Genomic DNA, 17,851 nt, shown 5'->3' with positions numbered 1-17,851 from the left:
TCAGGAGAACGTGCGAGCCTCGAGCTCGGCCCGGTCGATCACCGTCCGCGCCCGGCGCCGGTAGCGCCAGATCTGGGCGAGGCCGAGGCCCCACAGGACGTACTGCGCGCTCATCGCCCAGCGGAAGGCCTCCGGCGTGTAGGCCGTGCTGTCGCCCGGCGTCTGCCAGTCGAGGATCACGCCGATGGCGACCACGAGGACCAGGGACGCGGTGAAGCCGGCCTGGTTGATGATCCCGCTGGCGCTCGCCAGCCGCTCGACCGGGTTGGAGGTGCGGCCCAGGTCGAAGCCGATCATCGAGGCCGGGCCACCGACCCCCGCCACGAGCACGAGACCCACCAGCAGCCACAGCGGCGCCGGACCCGGCCACAGGAGCACGGCCGTCCAGACCGCGACGATCGACCAGACGATGCCGATCACCAGGCTGGAGCGGTGCCAGGGGTGGCGCCCGATCAGCCAGCCCAGCACCGGACCGCTGGCCATGACTGCCACGATCATCAGCGAGAGCAGCAACCCAGCCTCGTTCGGCGACCTTCCCTCCCCGCGCACCAGGAACGGGTAGCCCCACAGCAAGGAGAGCGCGGTCGCGCTGAACTGGGTCGTGAAGTGCATCCAGAACCCCAGCCGCGTCCCGGGGTGTGACCACGACGCCGCCAGGCTGGCCCGGATCGAGGCGAGCGAGAGCTGTGGCCCCCGCAGGGTGCGCCCGTCGGGAGAGTCGTGCACGACGACCAGGACCGCGAGCGCCAGCACCGCTCCCAGGACGGCGGCGGCGAGGTAGGCCGTCGTCCAGCCCCACCGGCCCAGCGCCCAGGTCATGGGTACGGCGGCCCCCACGGCACCGAGCTGTCCCAGGGTGCCGGTGAGCTGGGTGATGAAGGGGACCCGACGGTCAGGGAACCAGCGGCTCACCAGCCGCAGCACGCAGATGAAGGTGAGGGCGTCGCCCATCCCGACGAAGGTGCGCGCCAGCAGCGCGAGCGGGTAGCTCTCGGCGAGGGCGAAGCCCGCCTGGGCGAGCACCAGCAGCGACGTCCCGGCCAGCAGCACGCTGCGCGACCCGAAGCGGTCGACGAGCAGCCCCACCGGGATCTGCATCGCGGCGTAGACCAGCAGCTGGAGCATCGTGAACGTCGCGAGCTCCGCGGCCGAGATGTCGAACCGCTCGGAGGCCTCGAGGCCGGCCACGGCCAGTGAGGAGCGGTGGAAGACGCCACCATGTAGGTCAGCAGGCCCACCAGCCACACCGCCGCGACGGTCCTCGTCGCGGGGGGCGCTGTCACCGGGTGATCGTAGAAGCCTCAGGCGAGGCGCGCCTCGTCAGGGGGCCACCCACCACGAACTCGTCTGGTGGCGCGGTTCGTCGAGAGCTCGAGCCAGCCCACGTTCAGGTCCGTGGCCGGGTGGTGGCCATGAAGTCGGCGACCACCCTGGCGAACCGCTCGGGATCGTCCTCGTGGGGGTAGTGGCCGGCTCCGGGAACGAGCTCCAGCCGAGAGCCGGGGATGAGGTCGGCGGCCACGTGACCGTGGCCGCTCGGGATCATCCGGTCGTCCTCACCCCAGACGATCAGCGTAGGCAGCCCGGCCGCGAGGTGGAGCTTCTCGACGGCGTTGATGCCTTGGCCCCCGATCTCGATGACGGCGTTGATGGTTGCCAGGAACGACCTGCGCCGCTCGGGGTCGTCGAGGGTCGCCATCTGTCGGAGCATGTAGGGCAGGTCGTTCCACACCCGGCCGGCCACCGGGCCCGCCAGCCTGGCCGCGGCGGCGACGTGCCGCTGGTGTCGGATCCGGGCGCCACCTGCGAGCACAAGTCCGGCTCCGGGCACGGTGAGCGCACGCAGCATCGGGGTCACCTCACGCCCCAGTCCCCCGCTGCTCACCAGCACCAGCCGCTCGCAGCGCTCCGGGAACTGGTACATGAACTGCATGGCGATCCCGCCACCGAGCGAATGTCCGACGATGGTGGCCGTCTCGACCTCCAGCGCGTCGAGGAGGTCCCTCACGCTCGCCGCCAGAGACCCGAGCGAGTAGTCCCGCAACCCCGAAGACGTTCCGTGACCCGGCAGGTCGAGGGCGATGACGTCGTGGGTCCGAGCCAGGTCGGCGAAGACCGGGTCCCAGGTGGTCAGCGAGCCGGCCATGCCATGGATCAGCACGATCGACGGTCCGACGCCTGCTCGTCGAACCGTCAACTGCCGGCCGCGCCAGGGCAACAGCTGGACTGCTGGGAGCGTCATACCTGCCTCTGGGTGTGGTGAGACTCAGGCCGGGGCTGGCCAGGATCACGGTCAGGACCGGTCACCAGGGTCTCAGTCCAGGCAGAACTCGTTGCCCTCCGGGTCCTGCATGACGATGTGGCCGGCGCCCATGGGCGGGGAGGGCTCGTGCCGCTCGGCGCGGGTTGCTCCCAGCGCGACCAGGCGGTCGCACTCGGCCTCTAGCGCGGCCATCCGCTCGTCGCCCTGGAGCCCCGGAGCCGCCCGCACGTCGAGGTGGACGCGGTTCTTGGCGGACTTGCCCTCGGGCACCCGCTGGAAGAACACCCGGGGACCGTGGCCCGCGGGATCCTGCGCGGCCGAGGCGCTGTTGCGCAGCTCGGGCGGCAGCGACTCGGAGAACTCGTCCCACGACCCGAACCCGGGCGGCGGCGGTGGGAGCTCATAGCCGAGCACGTCGTTCCAGAAGAGCGACAGCGCCCGGGGGTCGGCGCAGTCGAAGGTCACCTGTATCTCGCGGGTCATCTGGCTCCGGCCTCCATCATCTGTCGCAGCTCCTTCTTGAGGTCGCCGATCTCGTCACGCAGCCGGGCGGCGAGCTCGAACTGGAGCTCGGCGGCCGCACCCTTCATCTGGTCGGTCAGCTCCTGGATCAGGGCAGCGAGCTCGGAGCTCGGCAGCCCGGCGAGATCCTTGGCGTGCTTGCCCGAAGCCGCCTTGGACAGGCCCGGGACCGGCTGCCGCGCCTTGACTCCCCCGGCCCGGCCCTGGGCGGCGGTGCCGGCCCAGGTCTGGAGGAGCTCCTGGGTGTTCTCGTCCTCGCGGGCGAGCATCTCGGTGATGTCGGCGATCTTCTTGCGCAGCGGTGTCGGGTCGATGCCGTGCTCGGTGTTGTAGGCGACCTGGATCGCGCGGCGGCGGTTGGTCTCGTCGATCGCCTTGGCCATCGACGGCGTGACCTTGTCGGCGTACATGTGGACCTGGCCGGACACGTTGCGCGCGGCGCGGCCGATGGTCTGGATCAACGACTTGTCGGAGCGCAGGAAGCCCTCCTTGTCGGCATCGAGGATCGCGACCAGCGACACCTCCGGCAGGTCGAGGCCTTCGCGGAGCAGGTTGATGCCGACCAGCACGTCGTAGTCGCCGAGCCGGAGGTCGCGCAGCAGCTCGATCCGCTTGAGGGTGTCGACCTCGGAGTGGAGGTAGCGGGTGCGGATGCCGGCGTCGAGGAGGTAGTCGGTGAGGTCCTCGGACATCTTCTTGGTCAGCGTCGTGACCAGGACCCGCTCGTTCTTGTCGGAGCGGGTGCGGATCTCGTGGATCAGGTCGTCGATCTGGCCCTTGGTCGGCTTGAGCACCACCTCGGGGTCGATCAGGCCGGTGGGGCGGATGATCTGCTGGACGGTGTCCGGCTGACCGTCGGGGCCGGTCACCTTGTCGAGCTCGTAGTTGCCGGGGGTGGCGGAGAGGTAGATGGTCTGGCCGATCCGGTCGAGGAACTCCTCCCAGCGCAGCGGCCGGTTGTCCATCGCGCTCGGCAGCCGGAACCCGTGGTCGACCAGGTTGCGCTTGCGCGACATGTCGCCTTCGTACATGCCGCCGATCTGGGGCACCGCGACGTGGGACTCGTCGATGACCACGAGGTAGTCCTCGGGGAAGTAGTCGAGCAGGCAGTTGGGCGCCGAGCCCGGCGAGCGCCCGTCCATGTGCATCGAGTAGTTCTCGATGCCGGAGCACGAGCCGATCTGGCGCATCATCTCGACGTCGTACGTCGTGCGCATGCGCAGCCGCTGCGCCTCCAGCAGCTTGCCCTGCTTCTCGAACGTCGCCAGCTGGTCCTCGAGCTCGAGCTCGATGCCGCGGATGGCCCGCTCCATGCGCTCGGGGCCGGCGACGTAGTGGGTGGCCGGGAAGACGTAGAGCTCCTTGTCCTCGGTGATCACCTCACCGGTCACGGCGTGCAGCGTCATCAGCCGCTCGATCTCGTCGCCGAAGAACTCGATCCGGACGGCGTGCTCCTCGTAGACCGGGAAGATCTCGAGGGTGTCGCCGCGCACCCGGAACGTGCCGCGGGTGAAGCTCATGTCGTTGCGCGTGTATTGGATCTCGACGAGCTGGCGCAGGATCGAGTCGCGGTCGCGCTCCTCCCCCACCCGCAGCCGCAGCATGCGGTCGACGTACTCCTGCGGGGTGCCGAGGCCGTAGATGCACGACACAGTCGACACCACGATCACGTCGCGGCGCGTCAGCAGCGAGTTGGTCGCCGAGTGGCGCAGCCGCTCGACCTCCTCGTTGATCGAGGAGTCCTTCTCGATGTAGGTGTCGGTCTGGGGGACGTAGGCCTCGGGCTGGTAGTAGTCGTAGTAGGAGACGAAGTACTCGATCGCGTTGTCGGGGAAGAGCTGGCGCAGCTCGTTGGCGAACTGCGCGGCGAGCGTCTTGTTGGGCTGGAGCACCAGCAGTGGGCGCTGCACCTGCTCGGCCACCCAGGCCACGGTCGCGGTCTTGCCCGTGCCGGTCGCGCCCAGCAGCACGACGTCCTGGACACCCCCGTTGATCCGCTTGGTGATCTCCTCGATGGCCGCCGGCTGGTCGCCGCTGGGCTGGTAGTCGGCCACCACCTTGAACGGGGCGACACGACGCTCGAGATCGGTGACTGGACGCATGGTTCCAGCGTACGGGCGGCCACCGACAGTCCCGTCCGGGCCGGGACCGGCTCAGAGCAGGGGCCGCAGCGGCGCGAGGAAGAACTCGGTGAACTTGCGGTGGAGGTCGCGCGCCTCCCACTCACCGCTGGTCAGCTCGAGGCAGTTGGACTCGTCGGTCGCGAAGACCTCCTCGAGCCGCTTGGCGAGCTGCTCGTCGATCACCTCGACGTTGATCTCGTAGTTGCCCTGAAGGCTGAGCCGGTCGATGTTGGCGGTGCCGACCGTGGTCCAGGTGCCGTCGACGGTGGCGGTCTTGGCGTGCACCATCGCGTCCTTGTAGCGGAAGATCCGCACGCCGGAGTCGAGCAGCTGGGTGAAGTAGCCGCGCGAGATCCAGTCGGCGACGATGTGGTTGGACTTCAGCGGCAGCAGCAGCCGTACGTCGACACCGCGCAGCGCCGCGTGGCGCATCGCGTCGACGAAGTCCTGGTCGGGCGTGAAGTAGGCCGTGGTCATCCAGATGTTGCGGCTGGCCCGGTTGATCGCCTCGATGTACATCGACCGGATCGGGAACATCCACAGTCGCGGGACGTTGCGCTGCACCCGGATGTGCGGCTCCCAGGTCGAGGCGGTCTCGAGCAGCAGCGGCCGCTCGCTGGCGCGGATCCGACGGCGGCGGTTGAGGTTCCAGAAGTCCGCGAAGGCGCGCTTGAGGTCCCACACCGCGGGCCCGGTGATCCGCACGTGCGTGTCGCGCCACTCGGTCTCGTAGGCCGACCCGATGTTGTAGCCGCCGACGAAGCCGACGGTCTCGTCGACCACCAGGATCTTGCGGTGGTCGCGGCCGTAGCGGGCGAGGTCGAAGAAGCGCCAGCCCGCGGCGTACAGGGGGTAGCGGAGCACCAACATGTTGTCGGGGAACCGTTTGAAGACCGGCGACACGACGAGGTTGGCGAAGCCGTCGTAGATGACGTAGACCTCGACGCCCCGGTCGGCGGCGGCGGCCAGCGCGGCCTTGAAGCGCTCACCGGTCTCGTCGCCCTTCCAGATGTAGGTCTCAAGCAGGATCTGGCGCTGGGCGCCCTCGATCGCGGCGAGCATGTCCTCGTAGAGGTCGCGGCCGTAGGTGTAGGTCGTGACCGTCCCGTCGCCGACGGTCACGGTGCTCGGCGAGGTGACGGGGAAGGGCTTGGGCTTCTTGCCGCGCCTGCGGTAGGAGTCGACCAGCGACATCACCACCGCGATCCCGAGCTGGGCGCCGAAGACGGTCAGCAGGGTCTTGCGCACGACGGACAGCGCCTTGCTGGCGGTCGAGCTGCGCGGGAACACGCTCACAATCTAGTGGCTGGGCGATGGCTGGAGCTCACGCGCTGGGTCACGCGCTGGGTCATGCGCTGGGTCATGCGCTGGGGATGTCCAGGACCGAGCTGAGCTGGAGCGCCTTGCCCCGGTCGCCCCTGACCTTGAGCTGCCCGCGCAGCACGCCGGTGACCGCGTTGAGGTGACCGGTCGCCAGCCGCAGGAAGTCGTGGGCCTCGCAGGTCACCGTCGCGTCGCGCTCGCTGCCGTCGTCGCCGGCGCTGACCGTCGCCACGCCGTCGTGGATCCGTACGACGTAGCGCTCGATCTCGCCCGACGGGCTGCCGAGCAGCCGGAAGCCGACGGTGATGTCGGCGTTGCGGGCCTTGCGCTCGTTGACGAAGTCGGGCAGCCGGCGGAAGATCTCGTCGAGCACGACGTGGCGGAAGCCCGAGCGCATCACCTTCTTGAGGTGGTCGCCCTTGACCGTGCCCAGGACCCGGGCGACCTCCACCGGGTCGAGCTCGCGCGGGTCGACCGCGACGTGGTCGGTGCCGGGGACCCGGAAGATCCCGCCCAGCGCCAGCGCCAGGTCGGCGTCGCCGTCGATGTCGAGCGTGCCTCCGAGGAACTCCAGCCCGGCGTTGCGCTCCCCGCTGACGATGCGCACGAAGCGCACGACGCTGGTGGTGAGCACCACGTCGGCGTGCTCGTCGGCGGACACGTGAGCGACCAGGTCGAGCGACCCGTGGTCGAAGGCCAGCGCGTGCCGCTCCAGCAGGGTGCCGCGGCGCTCGAGGTCGAAGCGGACCACGCCGTGGAGCAGCGCCAGCCGCTCCTGGACGGCGTACTCGTGGAGGCGCGCGAGGATGCCCTCGATGGCCACCGAACGGATCCCGTCGCGCCCGATCAGCTTGAGCAGGTGGTCGTCGGGGGTGGCCCGGACCGCCGCGACGAGCGCCTCGGCCTCGGTCTCGGCGAACCAGGCCGCGGCCTCCTGGGGGGTTGCCTCCAGCAGGTGGTCGAGCTCCGGACCAGGGCTCACGGGCGGGTCACCTTCGCGGGTAGATGCGTGCGGGGCGACATCCGGGCCCCGTGGCGTGGGCGGCGCAGACCGGCCATGCCGACCAGGGTAGGCACCCGGCCACGCTGGGGACGCCAGGGCTCGAGGAACTCCTCCAGCTCGTCGTCGTCGAACGGGGTGCCGGTCAAGGCCCAGCCGACGTCCTTGGCCACGTGGTAGTCGCCGAACGACACCGCGTCGGGGTCTCCGAACGCGCGCTGGCGGACCTCGGCGCTCGTCCAGACGCCGATGCCGGGGAAGGTGCGCAGCCGTCGCTCGGCCTCCTCGGGCGCGACCGTCGCGGTCCGCTCGACTGCGTCGGCCACCCGGGCCACGGTGACGATGGTGCGCGAGCGCGCCGGGTCGATATGGAGCCGGAGCCACTCCCAGGACGGGATGGTGCGCAGCACCTCGGGCGTCGGCTGCACCCACAGGCGCAGGTCGGCACCGGGTCCGGGGGCGCGCTCGCCGAAGCGGTGGACCAGCATCCGGAAGCCCGCGAAGGCCTCCTGGCCGGTCACCTTCTGCTCGATGATCGCGGGGACCAGCGCCTCCATCACCAGCCCGCTGCGGCCCAGCCGGGCGTGCGGGTGGCGGCGCCAGGCCTCGGCCAGCACCGGGTGGCGGGGCTCGAAGCCGGTCCAGTCGTCGTGGGCGCCGAGCAGCGCGGGCACCGACTCCAGCGACCAGGCGGCGCCGGGGCCCCAGGCCTCGGCCAGCACGTCGCCCGCACCGGGGCGGGCCTCGATCGCCAGCGTCGCCGGCCCGTCGGGGGTGCGGAGGCCGCGCCAGTGGCGCCCGCTCTCGTCGACGCGGTAGGTCGGGTCTCCCCCGCCGCGGCGGTGCTGACGCAGGACCGAGCCGACCGGGCACGGCCAGCCCGGGACCCACACACGGGTCAGCGGCGCGGAGGTCACGCGGGGTCCCCGGCGAGGCGCGAGCGCAGCGAGTGGCTCGTTGGGGTGCTCACGCTCCGACGCTAACGCAGCCCAGGGACAACAAAGGGACAGCCACCAGACAGGAACACGTTCTAGTCTTCGGGCATGAGCCTGCAGATCAGCGACCTCAACCGGGTCCGCACCATCACCCTCGACCGGCCCGAGGCACTCAACGCCTTCAACGAGGCGCTGTACGACGCCACGGCCGACGCGCTCCTCGAGGCCGCCGCCGATCCGACCGTGGCCGTGGTGCTGCTGACCGGCAACGGTCGGGGGTTCAGCGCCGGCACCGACCTGCTGGAGATGCACGAGCGCGCGACCAACCCCGACTTCGTGGCCGGCAAGCACGGCTTCCTCGGGCTGCTCGACGCACTCGTGGCGTTCCCGAAGCCGCTCGTCTGCGCCGTCAACGGGGTGGGACTCGGGATCGGGATGACGATCCTCGGCTACGCCGACCTCGCGTTCATGTCGACGGCGGCCAAGCTCAAGTGCCCGTTCACGAGCCTCGGCGTGGCGCCCGAAGCGGCGTCGTCGTACCTCTTCCCGCAGCTGTTGGGCCGCCAGCAGGCGGCGTGGGTGCTGCTGTCGGCCGAGTGGGTCAGCGCCCAGGAGGCCCTGGAGATGGGGCTGGTGTGGCGGGTCTGCGAGCCCGACGACCTGCTGCCCGAGGCGCGACGGCACGCCGAGGTCCTGGCCGCGCGGCCGATCTCGTCACTGATCGCCGTGAAGCGGACGATGACCGCGCCGCTGCACGACGAGATCCGGGCAGCCCGCGAGCGTGAGAACGCCGCTTTCGCGGAGCTGATGGGTGGGCCGGCCAACCTCGAGGCGCTGACGGCGTTCGCCGAGGGTCGCGCTCCCGACTTCACCCACCTCCCGCCGGGCTGGTGACCGGGTCCCCGTAGGGGCCGCCCTCGTCCACTAGCCTGGCCGCGTGAACCTGCAGACCGTTCGTCGGCGCCTGGGCACGGCCATCGTCGGGAAGCACCCAGGCCCCGACCCGGCGCCACGGCAGGTCGCCCCCGCGTCGACGTCGGTCCCCGGCAGTCGCACCCTGACCGAGGGCTTCTTCGACCGCTTCCCCACCTTCCTCGAGACGAGCGAGACCTCGTCGTACCGGTGGCGGCTCAACCTGCGCCACGAGGCGATCTTCACCGAGAACAGGGACCTGCTCGCCGGCGCGCGGGTCCTGGACATCGCCAGCCACGACGGCCGCTGGTCCATGGCCGCGCTCGAGGCGGGCGCGGCGCACGTGACCGGCGTGGAGGCACGTCCCGACCTCGTCGCCAACGCCGAGGCCAGCCTGCGCAAGTACGACGTGGACGAGTCGCGCTGGCGGTTCGTCTCCGGCGACATCTTCGAGGTGCTGCGCGACGAGCAGATCGAGGTCGACGTCGTGCTCTGCCTGGGTTTCCTCTACCACACGCTGCGCCACTCGGAGCTGCTCACGCGGGTCCGCCAGACCGGCGCCCAACACCTGGTCGTCGACACCGAGATCCACCGCAGCGACGCCCCGGTGATGTGGCTCGACGAGGAGACGGTCGAACGCCAGGGCAACGCCGTGGCCGACGAGCTCTCGGTCGGCGACGTCGTCCTGACCGGCCGCCCGTCGCTGTCCGCGCTCGAGATGCTGGGCCGCGGCCAGGGCTTCGAGATGAAGGGCCTGTCCGACTGGGGTGGGCTCCTGCGCGACAACCCCGACGCCGACCAGGTGCGTGACTACCGCATCGGCCGCCGGATCACCTGCCGCTTCGACCGGACCTGAGCCGTCGCCGGCGTCGGCGTCGCGCTCAGGTGACCACGTCGAGCAGCCGGCGCAGGTTCGCCAGCTCGAGCTCCACCCCGCCCAGCTCCTCCTCTGCTTCGACTCCACGCACCGGTGCGAGGAGCTGGCCGAGGACCGGCTGCTGATCACGTTCTGCACCGGCGGGCTCCGCTCGGCGGGAGCCGCAAACCTGCTGGTGGAGCAGGGCTTCGAGGCCGTCAACATGAGCCGGGGGCTGATCGACTGGCGTGCGGCCGGAGGGGACCTCGAGTCCCCCACCTAGGCTCGCGGCATGACCGACCAGACGATGGCAGGCCGCACGGTGCTCGTGACCGGGGCGAGCGACGGGATCGGCGCGGAGACGGCGCGCGAGCTGGCCGCCAAGGGCGCGACGGTGCACGTGACCGGCCGCTCCGCCGACAAGCTCCGGCCCGTGGCCGAGGCCGTGGGCACCGAGCCGCTGGTTGCGGACTTCTCCCGCCTCGACGACGTACGCCGCCTGGCGCGCGAGGTCGGCGAGCGCGTTGAGCGGCTCGACGTACTGATGAACAACGCAGGCGGGACGTTCTCGCCCTCGAAGAAGACTCACGACGGTCACGAGCCGAACTTCCAGATCAACCACCTGGCGCCGTTCCTGCTCACGCACCTGCTCCGCCCCCAGCTCGCCGCGGCGGGAGGATCGCTGGTGGTCAACACCTCCAGTATCGGCAACCTGATCGGCAAGGTCGTGCTGGACGACCTCGACTACGAGCGCCGGCGCGCGATCGAGTTCCCGGCCTACGGCACCGGCAAGCTGATGAACATCCTCTTCACCCGCGGCATCGCCCGGCGCTGGGTCGACGACGGCGTGGTGTCGGTGGCGGTCCACCCCGGACCGGTGGGCAGCTCGTTCGGTCGCGACTCGTGGTTCGTCGGGCTGCTCTACCGCTCGCCGCTGAAGCGGTTCGCCACGATCACCGTCCCGGACGGCGCGGCGCCGCTGATCGCGCTCGCCGAGCGCGGCGCCGACCCCGAGCTCAACGGGCGCTACTTCAGCCGCTTCACCGCCGACGGCTGGGAGAACAAGCAGGCCAAGGACCAGGTCTTGATCGATGGACTCTGGGAGCGCTCGACGGAGCTGGTCGGGCTCTAGTCGAAGATGACGTCCCGACCCTCGGCCCTCAGCTTCGCCAGACCGTCCAACATCCCCTGCAGGACCGCGGGGTCATGCCCCTCCCAGCCGTCGACCTCGCCGACGACCAGCAGCGGGTCGTGGGTGCGGTAGGACCTCGTGGGGTTGCCGGGGAACTTCTTGTCCGTGACGTTGGGGTCGTCCTCGAACGGGCCGGCCGGCTCCACCACGTAGATGTGCCCGCGGTCGTCGATCCCGGCCAGCGCCGTCGCCAGCTCGGCACCCCACACCGCGGTCTCCAGGACCGAGGTGAAGTAGATGTGCTTGAGCACCCGGTCCTGGTAGTTGGAGCCGTAGCCCGGCACCAGCTCGGCGCCAACCACCATCGTCGCCTTCGTGCCGTGGAAGAAAGGACCTTCGGCGTGGGCGTAGCTGTCGTAGGTGACGGGCCGTTCGGTGTCATCGCCGGGCATGCGGCTCATCTTGGCGTACGACGGCAAACTCGCTGTCGTCACTTCGCGTGAACGGGCAGCATGACCCTCGTGTCCCTGCCGACCCCCATGCTGCTCACCGACCGGCTGAGGTTGCGCCCGTTCACCAGCGGGGACGCGGACGCTCTCCTCGCGCTGCACAGCAACACCCGCGTACTCCGCTACTGGGACGGACCGGCCTGGACCGAGCGCGGTCGCGCCGACGGTTTCCTGGCGAGATGTGGACAGCTGGCGGAGGAGGGCACCGGGACGCGGCTGGCCATCGAGCGCGGATCCGACGACGCCTTCCTTGGCTGGTGCAGCCTGACCCGGTTCGAGCCTGAGCACCGCCGCGCGTCGCTCGGCTACATCCTCGACGACGCGGCGTGGGGCTGCGGCTACGCCACGGAGGCAGCGCGCGCCATGTTGCGGTGGGCCTTCGACACGCTGGACCTCAACCGCGTCCAGGCCGAGGCCGACACGCGCAACCCCGCGTCGGCGCGGGTGCTCGAGAAGCTCGGCTTCGTGCGTGAGGGCACGCTGCGGGAGGACTGCGTCGTGAACGGCGAGGTGTCGGACTCGTGGGTCTACGGGCTGCTCCGGCGGGAGTGGGATCCGACGCGGTTGTCCCCCGTGTGAGGATGCCCGCATGATCGACGTCGGCCTCCCCGAAGACGAGACGGTGCCCGAGCTCACTCGTTCCTTCGCCGCCTGCGTGGCCTCGGTGACCGAGACCCCGATCGCGGAGGTGCCTCAGCCACGAGCCGACCTGCCGGGGGCGATCAGTCACTGGCGCAGCTGGCTCGCAGGGAGAGGCGCCGGGCTGGTGACGCTGGCGAAGCCTGCCTCGTTCAACTGGCCGGGGTACTGGCTGGCCGTCCTCGGGACCCCGCGCCCCAGTGCCAGTCCCGACGCCACGGTGGTCCTCATGTTCGGCACGCCGGCAGGGGTGGTCCTGAGCCCTCAGGACCCGAGCCTGCTCGGCCGAGCCGCCACCGACCTCCCCGTACGGGAGGGCTACGTCGTCTGCGGTCTCGACCCGGCCTTCATCGCGCCTACGACTCCCCTTCCGCACCTGAGCGGCACGGTCGCCGCGATCGCGCTCGCCGAGCGGGCCACCGGCGACATGGCGACCGTCGACCACGCGATGGCGCACGCCAACCGGGGCCTGGACGGTGACCGGTACGCCGCCAAGGCAGGCACCTTCACCCCGGCCAGCGACACCGCGCGTGGCTACGACCTGACCCTGATCGAGAGCGAGGCGCTCGACAGCCTCACGCTGCCCGATGGCCGCACCCTCGGCTACGGCGAGGCGCGGCGCAACGTCGTCACTCGCGGGATCGACCTCAACGCCTTGGTCGGGCGACGCTTCCGGGTGGGCAGCGTCGAGTGTCTCGGCCAGCGCCTCTGCGAGCCGTGCTCACACCTGGAACGTCTCACCACCAAGGGCACGCTCCGGGGGCTGATCCATCGCGGCGGACTCCGAGCCGACGTCCTCACCGACGGCGAGATCAGCACCGGCGACACCATCGAGACCATCGACTGACCTCGGGCCGGCGATGCTCACTCGCGCCTGGTGAAGGCGACCCTGCCGTCGGGGTGGTGGGTGAGCTCGTAGTCCTGGTGGTGGGCCAGGGTGTGGTGACGGGGGCAAAGGAGCGTGCCGTTCGCGACCGACGTCGCACCGCCCTCACTCCACGGGATCAGGTGGTGGGCGTGGCACCAGGACCCGGGGCGCTCGCAGCCCACCGCGACGCAGCCCTTGTCGCGCACTGCCATCGCGATCCGCTGGGCCTTGGTGTGGAACCGCCGCTTGCGGCCGACGTCGAGGACCTCGGACCTCCCGCCGAGCACGACGGGGATCACGCCGGCTTCGCAGGCGAGCTTGCGGGCGAGGCCGGGGCTGATCATGGTGCCGGTGTCGAGCTGGGCTGACATCAGCCCACCCACCAGGGTCTCGAGGGTCATGGTCACGACGACTGCTGCTGAGACTCCACCGGCGGTGGGCAGCTCATCGACCGGGTAGCGGCGGACGTAGTCGCCGAACGCGAGCCCCATGCCGTGGGGGTCGAGGCCGAGCCCGTTGGCTTTGGCGACCGCGTGGATGGCCTTGCGGAGCATGTCGGCCTCGGCGCTGCCGAGGGTGAAGCGGCCGTAGGTGAGGCCGTGGCCGTCGTCGTGGAAGGTCAGCCGCGCCTTCTGCTCAGCCAGCGCCTCTTCCCTCGCGAGCTGTCTGGCCTCTTCCTCCTCGCCGACCTCGGGGGCGACGACGTCGAGGATCCGGCGACCCTGGATCCGCAGCGCCCGGGCGTCGTAGTGCGCCGCTGCTTCCAGGAGGTAGTCGCGGGCTCGAGTGCGGACCTCGGGCTGCACGGTGTCGGGCAAGGCGTCGACAGCGTCGGTGAGTGCGCTGGCTTGGTCGACCAGCACGTCACCCGCAGCAAGCGCCTGGCCGACCGGCTCGTGGGTCTCCAACGCCTTCGCCAGCTTCATCTTGCGTGCGGCTTCGCGCTGGGTCATGCGGGTGGCGTTGGCCCACCACACCGACGTCGACGTCGCACCCGAGGCATCACCCACCTGGTTGCGGTCTGCGTGCGCAGCGACCTTCAGCTCCAGGGACTGGAGTCGCGCGACCAGGCGTGCCGCCTGGATCAGGGTGTGGCGGGTCTCGTCGTCGCTCATCGACCACAGCGGCCGGTCGGCGGTGTCGTCGAGCTCGTCGTGAAAGCGCGCGACCAGCGAGGCGATGGGGTGCCTCGGGGAGTGGGTCGCGCTGATGCTCATGGGTCCACTCAAGCACTGGGCACCGACATGAGAGGCCGAGAATGCCCTTATCCACAAGGGATTCCGAAACTTCCTGAGACTCTACTTTCAAGTTCGCGGTGGTGGTTTCGAGGCTCGCTTCGCTCGCACCTCAACCACCGCACCGCTCGCTTCGCTCGCACCTCAACCACCGTGACACCGGCTAGACCCAGTCGACCTCGAGCTGCAGCCAGCGGGCGAGGTCGTCGATCTCGGCCTGCACCGCCTGGGACATGGCCGGTGTGAACGGCTCGTCCTCGTGGAGGGCGAAGACGCGGAGCACGCCGTCCTTGTGGTCGGCCTTGGCGTCGAGCTTGCCGACCAGCCGGTCGCCGTACAGGACCGGCAGGGCGTAGTAGCCCCAGTGCCGGGCGGCGGCGGGCTTGTACATCTCGAGCTGGTAGTCGAACTCGAAGAGGTCTGCCATCCGGCCGCGGTCGTGGATCAGCCGGTCGAGCGGCGCCAGCAGGGCCGCGCGACCCCGGAACGGCTGGCCGAGCTGCGCCGGGTCGACGCGCCACTCACCGCGGACCCCGTCGATCACGGCGGGCTCGCCCGCGTCGGCGACGAGGTTGGGCTCCCCCGGCATCAGCTGCCCGCGTGAGCGCGCGATCCCGAGCGCGCGGAGCCGCCGCTCGTTGCGCTCGCGGCCCGCCTCCTCGAGCGGTACGACTGGGTCGTCGGGGTAGACGCGCTCCGCGAGGTCCCAGAGCCGACGAAGGCCGGTGCCGCCCGCGACGGCGACCTCGCCGGAGCGGACCAGGAAGATCAGCATCCGCTGGACGTTCTTGTTGTCGTTCCAGCCGCTGGACTTCCACGGCACCACGCAGGTGTCGGGCAGCTCGCGCAGCAGCAGCGGGCCGTCGGAGCGCAGCCGGTCCAGGATGTCGAGCCGGCAGGCGGTGTTGGCCTCGACCCACTCAACCTGCTCCTCCTCCCAGTCGCGCAGCTCGCCGACGCCGGGCCACACCTGCATCTCGGCGCGGTAGAGCACGAGGTCGTCGGCGGGCCGCAGCAGCCCTTCGAGCTCGACGAGGGCATGCTCGTCGACCGCGTCGCTCAGCTCCTGGGGGTCGTACGACGACCCGAGCCGGCTCCACAGCACCAGGTCGGCGCTGGGTGCGACCGCCTTGATCGGGTCGACCTGGAGCAGGGTCAGCCGCCGGACGACCTCGAACAGGTCGGTGGGACGGGGCTGGTCGAGCAGCTGGGCGCGCACGGCGATCCGGCGGGCGTCGCGCCGGGAGAGGCGGTGCACCTCGCGGACGTCGTGGGACACGAGGGACATCGTCGTGGCTCACGCGTACGGCGGCAACTGTCGCCGACGCGGTATAGTCATTCACCGGAGAACGAAACTGCTTCATCGACAGGAGTGCTCCATGTCGCCGTCCACGGCCGCCCCCGACGAGCCGGCCCGGGCTCGCCGCCCGCGTCTCGACCACGAGAGCGTGCTGCGTGCCGCCGAAGCGCTGGTCGACCGCGAGGGCTACGACGCACTGTCGATGACCCTGCTCGCCGCCGAGCTCGACACCCGGGTCTCCTCGCTCTACAACCACGTCGCCAACCTCGAGGACCTCCGCGCCGAGATCCAGGTCCGCGCGATGCAGCTGCTCGGCAAGCACGTCCGCAGCGCCGCGATGGGCCACGCCGGAGCCGAGGGTCTGCGCGTGCTGAGCCACTCGCTGCGCGAGTTCGCCCGCGCCTACCCCCACCGCTACGCCGGCATGACCCGCGAGCCGATCGACCGCACCAGCTTCTTCGCCGCCGCGGCCGAGACGATCGAGGCGCTCGCGGTCATGGTCCGCTCCACGGGTCTGCCCGAGGAGCGCATCCTGATGACGGGCATGGCGATCTTCTCCGCCCTCCACGGCTTCGTCTCGCTGGAGGTCAGCGGTTACTTCGGCGGCGTCGACGACCTCGACTCGGTCTTCGCACAGGTGATCCGCGGCGCGGTCACCGCCGCTGTGTTGGAAGCCACACAGCCGGTGGGCGCCACCGCTTGATCCTTCATGGAAATACGAATAGGTTTCGTTAATACACGCGGACCTGTTCGCCATGAAGGAGACCCCTGTGCAGCGACTCAGTGGCACCGACGCACTGTTCCTCTCGATGGAGACCCCGTCGTGGCACCAGCACGTCGGCGGGCTGACCATCCTCGAACCCGGCCCGCGGGGCCTGAGCTATGCCGACATCCTGGCCTCGGTCAAGGAGCGGATCGGCTACGCGCCCAAGTTCACCTGGAAGCTGGCGAGCACCCCGCTCGGCCTGGACCGGCCGGCCTGGGTCGACGACCCCGACTTCGACGTGCGCCAGCACGTCAACCGGATCGGCGTGCCCTCCCCCGGCGGCGCCAAGGAGGTCGGCGAGGTCTGCGGGATGCTGCTGAGCTCGCAGCTCGACCGCAGCCGCCCGCTGTGGGAGATCTGGGTCCTCGAGGGCCTGGCCGGCGGCCGCACCGGCATCCTGATGAAGTACCACCACTGCCTGCTCGACGGCCTGGCCGGCGCCGGCCTGGCCACCGCGCTGCTCGACCTCGAGCCCGACGCCGACGGCCCACTGGTCCCCTTCCCGTCCGCCGAGGAGTCCACGGCCGGTGACCTCGGCGCCCTCGAGGTGCTCGGCGGCATCGCCTCGCGCTGGGCCACCGCACCGCTGAGCTACGGCCGGTACGGCGCCGGGCTGGCCGCCAAGGGCGCCACCATGCTGACCCGGATGGTCCGTGACGACGCGTCGCGCACGATGCTGCGCGGGCCGCGCACCCCGCTCAACGAGGCGGTCGGCCACCGCCGCCAGCTCGCCTTCGCGTCGGTCGCCATGTCCGACGTACGGCGCCTCAAGGACGCGCACGGCGTCAAGGTCAACGATGTCGTGCTCGCGCTGTGCGGCACCGCCCTGCGCGGCTACCTCGCCGACCGCGGCGAGCTGCCCGACGCCCCCCTCACCAGCGGCGTACCGCTCTCGACCCGCGCCGAGGGCGACGACACCCTCGACAACCAGGTCACCACGATGTTCGTCAGCCTGGCCACCGACCTCGACGACCCGGTCGAGCGCCTGAAGGCGATCCACATCTCCAGCCTCGGCGCGAAGGACCTCGCTCAGGCCACGGGGGCCACCCGGGTCGAGTCGCTCGGCAAGGTCGCCGCGCCATTACTGATCAGTGCCGCGGTCCGCGCGCTCTACGCCACGTCGGCGATGTCGAGGGGGCCGTTCTGCGTCAACACGCTGGTCTCCAACGTGCCCGGGCCGCCGGTCGACCTCTACATGTGCGGCGCCAAGGTCACCGGGATCTACCCCAGCTCGGTGATCCTCGAGGGGATGGGCACCAACTTCACGGTGCTCAGCAACATGGACCGCCTCGACTTCGGGCTCCACGTCGACCCCGACCTGGTGCCCGACCCGTGGGTGATCGCCGACGCGATCCCCCGCGCCCTCGCCGAGCTGTTCGAGGCCAGCGGCCTCGGCACCCCGACGCCGGTCACCGACCCGTTCGCCGTCCCCGCGCCCGCGCGGGACAAGACGAAGGTGAGGGTCTGA

General features: G+C 70.7%; 18 protein-coding genes. 8 read left to right on the top strand and 10 right to left on the bottom strand.

Features of this window, described 5'->3' with window-relative positions; genetic code table 11:
- The 7 genes from BLR90_RS02945 to BLR90_RS02915 form a co-directional block, all read right to left on the bottom strand.
- Entirely contained in the window at window positions 1-1,188 is a 1,188-nt protein-coding gene (locus BLR90_RS02945; RefSeq protein WP_245715122.1) for an MFS transporter, read from the bottom strand.
- A gap of 199 nt (window positions 1,189-1,387) precedes the next feature.
- Window positions 1,388-2,161 carry an alpha/beta fold hydrolase gene (locus tag BLR90_RS02940; protein WP_218029297.1) on the bottom strand — a complete coding sequence of 258 codons (774 nt, stop codon included), beginning with the start codon at window positions 2,159-2,161 and terminating at the stop codon, window positions 1,388-1,390.
- 153 nt (window positions 2,162-2,314) lie between these two features.
- Window positions 2,315-2,746 (bottom strand): VOC family protein, encoded by a 432-nt coding sequence (locus BLR90_RS02935; protein WP_091022375.1) that lies wholly within the window; start codon window positions 2,744-2,746, stop codon window positions 2,315-2,317.
- Complete coding sequence (gene uvrB / locus BLR90_RS02930; RefSeq protein WP_091022373.1) at window positions 2,743-4,887, bottom strand: excinuclease ABC subunit UvrB; 2,145 nt, start codon at window positions 4,885-4,887, stop codon at window positions 2,743-2,745. Before uvrB ends, BLR90_RS02935 begins: the two co-directional genes overlap by 4 nt.
- 51 nt (window positions 4,888-4,938) lie before the next feature.
- On the bottom strand, window positions 4,939-6,198 hold the full coding sequence (locus BLR90_RS02925) for a phospholipase D-like domain-containing protein (RefSeq protein ID WP_245715121.1): 1,260 nt from the start codon (window positions 6,196-6,198) through the stop codon (window positions 4,939-4,941).
- 70 nt (window positions 6,199-6,268) lie between these two features.
- Window positions 6,269-7,213, bottom strand: coding sequence for an SCP2 sterol-binding domain-containing protein (locus tag BLR90_RS02920; protein WP_091022371.1), 945 nt, complete (start codon window positions 7,211-7,213; stop codon window positions 6,269-6,271).
- Complete coding sequence (locus BLR90_RS02915) at window positions 7,210-8,148, bottom strand: DNA-3-methyladenine glycosylase family protein (RefSeq protein ID WP_245715120.1); 939 nt, start codon at window positions 8,146-8,148, stop codon at window positions 7,210-7,212. Before BLR90_RS02915 ends, BLR90_RS02920 begins: the two co-directional genes overlap by 4 nt.
- A 126-nt stretch (window positions 8,149-8,274) precedes the next feature.
- Here BLR90_RS02915 and BLR90_RS02910 point away from each other — a divergent pair, with 126 nt between their 5' ends.
- From BLR90_RS02910 to BLR90_RS02895, 4 genes are read left to right on the top strand one after another with little or no spacing between them, the layout of a single operon-like run.
- Window positions 8,275-9,060, top strand: coding sequence for an enoyl-CoA hydratase/isomerase family protein (locus BLR90_RS02910; RefSeq protein ID WP_091022370.1), 786 nt, complete (start codon window positions 8,275-8,277; stop codon window positions 9,058-9,060).
- A 43-nt stretch (window positions 9,061-9,103) separates the two neighbouring features.
- A complete protein-coding gene (locus tag BLR90_RS02905) occupies window positions 9,104-9,934 on the top strand; it encodes a class I SAM-dependent methyltransferase (protein WP_091022368.1) in 831 nt (276 codons plus the stop codon).
- Window positions 9,885-10,217: a rhodanese-like domain-containing protein gene (locus BLR90_RS21210; protein ID WP_218029298.1), complete on the top strand. Its 333-nt coding sequence runs from the start codon at window positions 9,885-9,887 to the stop codon at window positions 10,215-10,217. The genes BLR90_RS02905 and BLR90_RS21210 overlap by 50 nt, the downstream gene beginning before the upstream one ends.
- Before the next feature lie 9 nt (window positions 10,218-10,226).
- Window positions 10,227-11,066: an SDR family NAD(P)-dependent oxidoreductase gene (locus BLR90_RS02895; protein WP_218029299.1), complete on the top strand. Its 840-nt coding sequence runs from the start codon at window positions 10,227-10,229 to the stop codon at window positions 11,064-11,066.
- Here the strand turns inward: BLR90_RS02895 and arr are convergent.
- Window positions 11,063-11,518 carry an NAD(+)--rifampin ADP-ribosyltransferase gene (gene arr / locus BLR90_RS02890; protein WP_091022366.1) on the bottom strand — a complete coding sequence of 152 codons (456 nt, stop codon included), beginning with the start codon at window positions 11,516-11,518 and terminating at the stop codon, window positions 11,063-11,065. The genes BLR90_RS02895 and arr overlap by 4 nt on opposite strands.
- Before the next feature lie 60 nt (window positions 11,519-11,578).
- On the opposite strand from arr, the gene BLR90_RS02885 reads away from it, so the two are divergent.
- Complete coding sequence (locus BLR90_RS02885) at window positions 11,579-12,154, top strand: GNAT family N-acetyltransferase (RefSeq protein WP_091022364.1); 576 nt, start codon at window positions 11,579-11,581, stop codon at window positions 12,152-12,154.
- A 10-nt stretch (window positions 12,155-12,164) separates the two neighbouring features.
- On the top strand, window positions 12,165-13,061 hold the full coding sequence (locus BLR90_RS21205) for an MOSC domain-containing protein (protein WP_218029300.1): 897 nt from the start codon (window positions 12,165-12,167) through the stop codon (window positions 13,059-13,061).
- Window positions 13,062-13,078: 17 nt separating this feature from the next.
- Here the strand turns inward: BLR90_RS21205 and BLR90_RS02875 are convergent, their stop codons facing one another.
- Together BLR90_RS02875 and BLR90_RS02870 are read right to left on the bottom strand one after the other, a co-directional pair.
- Window positions 13,079-14,299, bottom strand: coding sequence for an HNH endonuclease signature motif containing protein (locus tag BLR90_RS02875; protein WP_245715119.1), 1,221 nt, complete (start codon window positions 14,297-14,299; stop codon window positions 13,079-13,081).
- A 181-nt stretch (window positions 14,300-14,480) separates the two neighbouring features.
- Window positions 14,481-15,596 (bottom strand): DNA glycosylase AlkZ-like family protein, encoded by a 1,116-nt coding sequence (locus BLR90_RS02870; protein WP_245715118.1) that lies wholly within the window; start codon window positions 15,594-15,596, stop codon window positions 14,481-14,483.
- 100 nt (window positions 15,597-15,696) lie between these two features.
- On the opposite strand from BLR90_RS02870, the gene BLR90_RS02865 reads away from it, so the two are divergent.
- Entirely contained in the window at window positions 15,697-16,320 is a 624-nt protein-coding gene (locus BLR90_RS02865) for a TetR/AcrR family transcriptional regulator (RefSeq protein WP_091022360.1), read from the top strand.
- Window positions 16,321-16,387: 67 nt separating this feature from the next.
- Window positions 16,388-17,851, top strand: coding sequence for a WS/DGAT/MGAT family O-acyltransferase (locus tag BLR90_RS02860; protein WP_170254197.1), 1,464 nt, complete (start codon window positions 16,388-16,390; stop codon window positions 17,849-17,851).

Origin of the sequence: Nocardioides szechwanensis (assembly GCF_900103935.1) — a bacterium.
Lineage (GTDB): Bacteria > Actinomycetota > Actinomycetes > Propionibacteriales > Nocardioidaceae > Nocardioides > Nocardioides szechwanensis.
This window is presented reverse-complemented; position numbering and strand designations above follow the sequence as displayed.